The organism is Bartonella sp. AA86SXKL (assembly GCF_042196885.1).
On the sequence record NZ_JBHIRE010000463.1, the window covers coordinates 1 to 286 of the forward strand.

Annotated in this window: 1 protein-coding gene; it reads left to right on the forward strand. The window is 41.6% G+C overall.

What is annotated here, in order from left to right:
- Window positions 1-286: NADPH-dependent FMN reductase (locus ACFIO5_RS12645; protein ID WP_375705592.1), on the forward strand; the 286-nt coding region annotated here is incomplete at both ends.

Consider the following 286-nt stretch of genomic DNA (forward strand, 5'->3'; position numbering starts at 1 on the left):
TTTTAAAAAATGCTCTTGATCATTTGACCTATGATGCCTTTTTAAGAAAACCGATTGGGCTTATCTCTCATGGTAGTACAGTCCAAAAATGTGCACAACCTTGTGAACATTTATTGCCGGTGGTGCGCACGCTTTATGGTTATCCGCTGCAATGTCAAGTTACTTCGGCTAAGCAAGATTTTGCATCGGATGATGAAGGTCGTACATGGAAAATCATAAGTGAAGAGGTGCGGGAGCGTTGTGAGCGGCTTGCTAATGAAATGTGCGAATTTTTAAACCAGAAGAG